Below are 6681 nucleotides of genomic sequence, written 5' to 3' on the forward strand. Positions count from 1 at the left end.
CGCTTCAGGCGCACAGCCACCTGAAGGCGCTGGCAGGTCTCTCGTTCGGTCATGTTCGGACTCTCAGGACTGGATGTTGACAAGCTTCCACCGTCTGGACGGTTTGGAACCGTGGAAGGATGCGATCGAATGGCGCCCGGGTCAAGGCTGAAGAACGAAAGTCCTCTATAAGACACAACATATAGCCCGATCAGCCACCCGCCAGCGACACTGACGCCCCTCGGAACACCCCTGTCAAGGGCAGATGACGAGCGCCTGTCACCCATCAGGCGCCAGGACAGCGGACGCTACAGGCGCTCGGAGTCGGTCTGCTGCACAAGGGGATCGCCAAGGAAGGTCTCAGGCACCGGCAGCGGTGTGCTCGGCACCAGCATGTCGCCCGGGCAGAGCTGCTCGGTGAAGCCGTCGAGCGAGCCCATCGAGCGGCAGTCACGGCGCGCCACCGGCTCGCTGCACATGTAGGCGATCACCAGCCGGGTGAGCGCCTCGAGCGCGTCGCGATGGGTGCGCTCCTGCGCGTGCGAGGCGTCGGCGCCGAAGCCGATCAAGGCGGTGCGGATGTCGTTGCCGGCCTCCACCGCGGCGGCCGAGTCGGAGCGGTAGTAGCGGAAGATGTCGCGGCGGTGGGCGACGCCATGCGCCTTGGCGAGCGCGATCAGCTTGTGCGTGAGGTGGTAGTCGAAGGGGCCGGACATGTCCTGCATGCAGATCGTCGCGGCGTGCTCGGAGGTGTTCTGCCCGGGCGCGGCGATCGAGATGTCCAGGCTCACCATCTCGGCGATCTCGCCGTGTAGCGCGGCCGAGGCGCCCGAGCCGATCTCCTCGGTGATGGTGAGCAGCGGATGCACGTCCACCGGCAGCACCAGCCCGTGGTCGCGCACCGCCTTGCAGGCGGTCAGCAGCGCGGCCACCGCGGCCTTGTCGTCGAGGTAGCGCGAGTTGATGTAGCCGTCGGGCTGGATCTCGGGCTGCGGATCGAAGGCGATCCAGTCGCCCACCTCCAGCCCGGCGGCGGCGAGCCCGGCACGGTCCTCGACCGCCAGGTCGACGCGCACCTCGACATGCTCCCAGCCCACCGGCTGGGTGTCGATCTCGCCGCCGAAGGCGTGGCCTGAGGTCTTCAGCGGCAGGCAGGTGCCGCGCACCTGGCCATGGTCGGTGAAGATGGTGAGCCGGCTGCCCTCGGCGAAGCGCGCCGACCAGTGGCCGATGGGCACGATCTCCAGACGGCCGTTGGACTTGAGCGACTTCACCATCGCCCCCAGGGTATCCAGATGCGCCACCACGGCGCGCGCCGGCTGCGCCTCCCTGCCCTTCAGGGTGGCGCGGATCGCGCCGCGGCGGGTGATCTCGTAGGGGATGCCCAGCACCTCGAAGCGGCCCGCGGTGTAGCGCACGGCCGCATCGGTGAGCCCGACCGGGCTGGGGATGGCGAGCAGCTGGAGCAGGGTTTCTTCCAGATAGGCGTAGTCGATGGCCGGCAGCGGCGCCGGCGCCAGGGGCTGGGGGATCGGGGTGTTCATTGTTGTTCTCCTTCGTTCGCGGCCGCGCCCAAGGCGCGCGCCGCCTGCGTGGCAGTCAGTGCCCGCGTACGCGGGAACAGCAGGTCGATGAAGCGCTCGGCGGTGGGCTGGGGTTCGTGGTTGGCGAGCCCGGGGCGCTCGTTGGCCTCGATGATCACGTAGTCGGGCGCGGTCACCGCCGGCACCAGGAAGTCGAGCCCGGTGACCGGGATGTCCAGGCAACGCGCCGCACGCTCGGCGGCTTCGCGCAGACTCGGGTGCAGCTCGGCGGTGACGTCGTGGATGGTGCCGCCGGTATGCAGGTTGGCGGTGTTGCGCACCTGCAGGCGCTGCTCGGCCTCGAGCACGGTGTCCAGGCTGCAGCCGGCGGCAGCAACGCAGCGCTCGGTCTCGGTGTCGATCGGGATGCGTGACTCGCCGCCGGTGGCGGCCGCACGGCGCCGGCTCTGGCGCTCGATCAGTGCGCGCACCGTGCTGCAAGCGTCGCCTACCACCACGGGCGGTCGGCGCACGGCCGCGGCCACGACGCTGAAGTCGATCACCACGATGCGCAGATCCTCGCCGGCGCAGAACTGCTCGACGACCACCCGGTCGCAGAACTGCCGCGCGCGCCCGATCGCCGCGCGCACCGCGGCGGCCTCGCGCAGGTCGACGCTGATGCCCTTGCCCTGCTCGCCCTCGACCGGCTTGACCACCACCGCGCCGCATTCGGCCAGCAGCGCCTGCCAGGCCGCCTCGTCGTCGGCGCAAGCCTGGCGCGGCACGGCCAGGCCGGCGCCCGCGAGCAGCTTCAGCGTCACGCGCTTGTCCTGGCAGCGGCTCATCGCCACCGCGCTGGTGAGCTCGGACAAGGACTCGCGACAGACGATGCTGCGCCCGCCCAGGGTGAGGCGGAAGTAGCCGTGCTCGGCGTCGATCACCTCGGCGTCGATGCCGCGCCGCACCGCCTCGTCCACCAGCAGGCGGGCGTAGGGGTTGAGCCCGGCGAACTGTTCGCTGCTGCCGGTGAACAGCGCCTCGTTGATGGCATTGCGCCGCTTCACCGCAAACGCCGGGATGCGCTGGAAGCCGAGCTTGTCGTAGAGCGCGATGGCCTGCTCGTTGTCGTGCAGCACCGACACGTCCAGCCACTCGCGGCCGCGCGCCTGGTAGTGCTCGGCCAGATAGCGCACCAGCGCCTCGCCCACGCCCGGGTGAGCCGCCTGCGGTGCCACGGCGAGCGCCCACAGACTGGCGCCGTGCTGCGGGTCGGCGAAGGCCTCGACGTGGTCCAGCCCCATCGCCACGCCGATCACCTCGCCGCTGAGCCTGTCCTCGGCGAGCGCATAGGTGATGTGGCGGCTGGCGCGTGCCTTCCACACCGCCGGTGCATCTACCGGCACCATGCGGCGCGCGCGATAGAGCACGTTGATCGCCGCCACGTCGGCGCGCGTGCGCAGGCGCCGCACCGTGAAGCCGCGGCGCCCCGGTCCCTGCGAGAGGCTGCGATAAGCGGCGAGGCTGAGGCGGAAGGCGTCGGAGGGGTCGAGAAAGAGCGCCTGCGGAGCGCAGGCGACGACGACCTGGGGTTTCTCGACGTAGAAGGCGATGTCGCGCTGCCCGGGGCGCTCCTGCAGCAGGGCGGCGGACAGCGCGCCGGCGTCCTTCCAGGTCTGCGCCGGCAGCAGGCGGCCCCAGCCGCATTCGACGGCGACATCGACGGGGCGCGCCGGCGCGGACTCGGCGCCGGCCGCCTGCCACGCGGCGGCCGCAGTCGAGGCGTGGGGCGCGAGCTGCGAGCTGCGCTGCTCGGCGCGCAGGGCGCGGGCGATGTGCTTGCGGATCATCGCCCGTCCTCAGCCGAGATGGCGCTGCAACCACCACTCCAGCAGGCCCAGCTGCCACAGCTTGGAGCCGCGCAGCGGGGTGAGGTGTGCCATCGGCTCGGCCAGCAGGCGGTCCACATAGTCCTGGCGGAACAGGCCGCGTTCGCGCGCCGCCCGGCTCGACAGCGCATCGCGCACCGTTTCGAGCACCGGCCCCTGCAGATACTTGAGCGCCGGCACCGGGAAGTAGCCCTTCGGGCGATCGATCACCGCAGCCGGGATCAGCTTGCGCGCCGCCTCCTTGAGTACGCCCTTGCCGCCGTGCGCCAGCTTGTGCCGCGCCGGGATGCGCGCCGCCAGCTCGACCAGCTCGTGGTCGAGGAAGGGCACGCGCGCCTCCAGGCCGAAGGCCATGGTCATGTTGTCCACCCGCTTCACCGGGTCGTCGACCAGCATCACCGTGGTATCCAGGCGCAGCGCCTTCTCCACCGGGTCGTCCGCCCCCGGGGCGTTGAAGCTCGCGGCGACGAAGGCCGCGCTGGCATCGACGCCATGCCACCGCGGATCCACGGTGGCGAGGTACTCGTCGTAGTCGCGGTCGCGGAACGCGGCCAGGTAGTCCGCCACCGGGTCGGCGCTGCCCGCCAGCTTGGGATACCAGTGGTAGCCACCGAACACCTCGTCCGCCCCCTGCCCGCTCTGCACCACCTTGCTGTGGCGCGACACCGCCTCGGAGAGCAGGTAAAAGCCGATGCAGTCGTGGCTCACCATGGGCTCGCTCATCGCCGTCACGGCCTCGGGCAGGCGGGCGAGCAGCTCCTGCTCGGGCACGAAGATGCGCTCATGGAGCGTGCCGAGCTCACGGGCGACGATGTCGGCGTATTCGAACTCGTTGCCCTTCTCGCCGCCGACGTCGGCGAAGCCGACGTTGTAGGTGCGCAGGTCCTTCACCCCGGCTTCGGCCATCAGGCCGACGATGAGACTGGAGTCCACCCCGCCCGACAGCAGCGCGCCCACCGGCACATCGGCCACCAGGCGGCGCTTCACCGCGGCGCGCAGGCCGTCGAGCAGGATCTCGGTCCATTCCTCGAAGCCGCGCGACTCGTCGGCCGCGTCGCGCGCATAGGCCAGCGACCAGAAGCGGCGCTCGCTGCGGCGCCCGTCGGGCTCGATGCGCATCAGGGTGCCCGGCGCCAGCTTGCGCACGCCCGCCAGCAGCGTATGCGGCGCCGGCACCACCGCATGGAAGGACAGGTAGTAATTGAGCGCCATCGGATCGATCGCGGTATCCACCCCGCCGGCCGCGAGCAGCGCCGGCAAGGCCGAGGCAAAGCGCAGGCCGCCGTCGATGTCGGCGTAGTACAGCGGCTTGATGCCCAGGCGGTCGCGCCCGAGCAGCACGCGCCCGCTGTCGCGCTCCCAGATCGCGAACGCGAACATGCCATTGAGGCGCGACACGAAATCCTCGCCCCAGGCGTGATAGGCCTTGAGCAGCACCTCGGTGTCGCCGTGGGAATAGAAGTGATAGCCCTTGGTCTCGAGCTCGCGCCGCAGCTCCGGGTGGTTGTACACCGCGCCATTGAAGACGATGCCCAGCCCCAGCGCAGGATCGAACATCGGCTGCTGGGCCGACTCGGACAGGTCCATGATCTTCAGCCGTCGGTGGCCCCAGGCCTGTGCGCCCTGCACGTACAGGCCCGCCGTATCCGGCCCGCGGCGCTGCTGACTGTCGTTCATCCGCTCGAGCGCCGCCACATCCGGACGGGCACCATCGAACCTCAATTCACCTGCGATTCCACACATCGGACTTCCTGATCGATATCAACGACCTCAATTCTAACAAATTTGTTTTGTCCAAATGTGATTGAACGAGAACCGGGAAGGGCAGGCACCAGACAACGGCATCCGGGCAGGCGGCCGACGCCGTCCCGGCCGCGGCAGCGGCGCCCCTATCCAAGCCGGCGCGACGGAGCACACAATCAAGGTCAAGGCGGTCGCGTGCGGTCAGGATGTGCACGCAAGCTGCCACGCCCCCAAGCTTCCTTCCACACCTGCTGCCCGATGAACCTGCGTCGCCGATTTCTTGAGATCCAGTCGCTGCTGATGGAGCACGAGGCCTTGTGGCGACCCTCGCCCTTCCACATCACGCGCCCGCCTTGGTGCGCACAGTGGCCGCAACTGGCCACGGCGCTGGAATCGCTCGACGACGAGGCTGTCGAGCGCTTCGCGGCGGACCCTGGCGCCTTTGGCGTGTGGCTCTCAGCGCACGCCCCGGCGCTGGCCGACCTGAACGCGGCAGCCTGCGTTCCAGGACTGCCCGCGCGCGATCTTGCCGCATGCGATGCCCGCTTCGACGACGGCATCCCGGGGCGCAAGCGCGCGCAGATCGAGGCCTTCGCCCGCCACATGCCTGCATGCGCGAGTCCGGTGCTTGAATGGTGCGCAGGCAAGGGCCACCTGGGGCGGCGCGTGGCACTCGCCGACGGCGTGCGCGTCACCTCACTCGAGATCGATCCCACCCTGTGCGCCGACGCCGTGCACGGGGCGGCCCGCAGCGGCGCGAACCAGCACGTCGTGTGCGCGGATGCGCGCGACGAGGGCTCACGCGCTCATGTGCGCGATCACTCCGTGCTGGCACTGCACGCCTGCGGCGAGCTGCATCGCAGCCTGGTGCGCAACGCCGAGCGCGACGGTGCGCAGGCCTACCGGATTGCGCCGTGCTGTTATCACCTCGGCACCGACGACCCCTACCGTCCGTTCAACCGCGATGCCCGGCTGATGCTCGACCCATCGAGCCTGCGCGTGGCGGTGACCGAAGTGGTGACCGCGCCCCGGCATGACCGCCAGCGCCTCGCCCGCGACCAGGCCTGGAAGCTGGGCTTCGTCGCGCTGCGCAACGCACTCGAGGGCGAGGCGCAGCGCCCGTTTCGCCCCGTGCCCGCCACCTGGTACGCCGAAGGATTCGAAGCCTTCTGCCGCCGGCTTGCCGCGCGCGAGAAGCTGAGTCTGCCCCGACATGTGTCGTGGCCGGATTGGGAGAGCAAGGGCTGGGCGCGTCGCGCCCAGGTGCGACGCTTCGAACTCGTCCGCCATGCGTTTCGCCGGCCACTGGAACTGTGGCTGGTCCTCGACCTGGCGCTCGGCCTCGAGGAGCGCGGCTTCGCGGTGCAGGTCGGCCGTTTTTGCGAACGCAGCCTGACGCCGCGCAACCTGCTCGTACTCGCCGACCGTCACGGCGACGATCGCGGCCGCGCATAAGAAGAAAAAGCCCTTTGCAATAAAGGGCTTATCTTAAATACTGGCGGAGACGGAGGGATTCGAACCCTCGATGCGAGTTTTAGCCCGCATGCTCC

4 protein-coding genes are annotated in these 6681 nt (G+C 69.9%); 1 reads left to right on the top strand and 3 read right to left on the bottom strand.

Annotation, left to right across the window (positions count from 1 at the left end; genetic code table 11):
- Positions 1-287: 287 nt before the first annotated feature.
- The 3 genes from PLC66_RS21945 to PLC66_RS21955 are packed head-to-tail and all read right to left on the bottom strand — an operon-like array spanning position 288 to position 5131.
- Positions 288-1523 (bottom strand): osmoprotectant NAGGN system M42 family peptidase, encoded by a 1236-nt coding sequence (locus PLC66_RS21945; RefSeq protein ID WP_324544315.1) that lies wholly within the window; start codon positions 1521-1523, stop codon positions 288-290.
- Positions 1520-3349, bottom strand: a complete 1830-nt coding sequence (gene ngg / locus PLC66_RS21950; RefSeq protein WP_324544316.1) for an N-acetylglutaminylglutamine synthetase — start codon at positions 3347-3349, stop codon at positions 1520-1522. Before ngg ends, PLC66_RS21945 begins: the two co-directional genes overlap by 4 nt.
- A gap of 9 nt (positions 3350-3358) precedes the next feature.
- Entirely contained in the window at positions 3359-5131 is a 1773-nt protein-coding gene (locus tag PLC66_RS21955) for an N-acetylglutaminylglutamine amidotransferase (RefSeq protein WP_324544317.1), read from the bottom strand.
- A gap of 258 nt (positions 5132-5389) precedes the next feature.
- On the opposite strand from PLC66_RS21955, the gene PLC66_RS21960 reads away from it, so the two are divergent.
- Positions 5390-6586: a methyltransferase gene (locus PLC66_RS21960; protein WP_324544318.1), complete on the top strand. Its 1197-nt coding sequence runs from the start codon at positions 5390-5392 to the stop codon at positions 6584-6586.
- Positions 6587-6681 lie beyond the last annotated feature (95 nt).

The sequence above is a fragment of the Thauera sp. genome (genome assembly GCF_035444905.1).
Taxonomy (GTDB): domain Bacteria; phylum Pseudomonadota; class Gammaproteobacteria; order Burkholderiales; family Rhodocyclaceae; genus Thauera.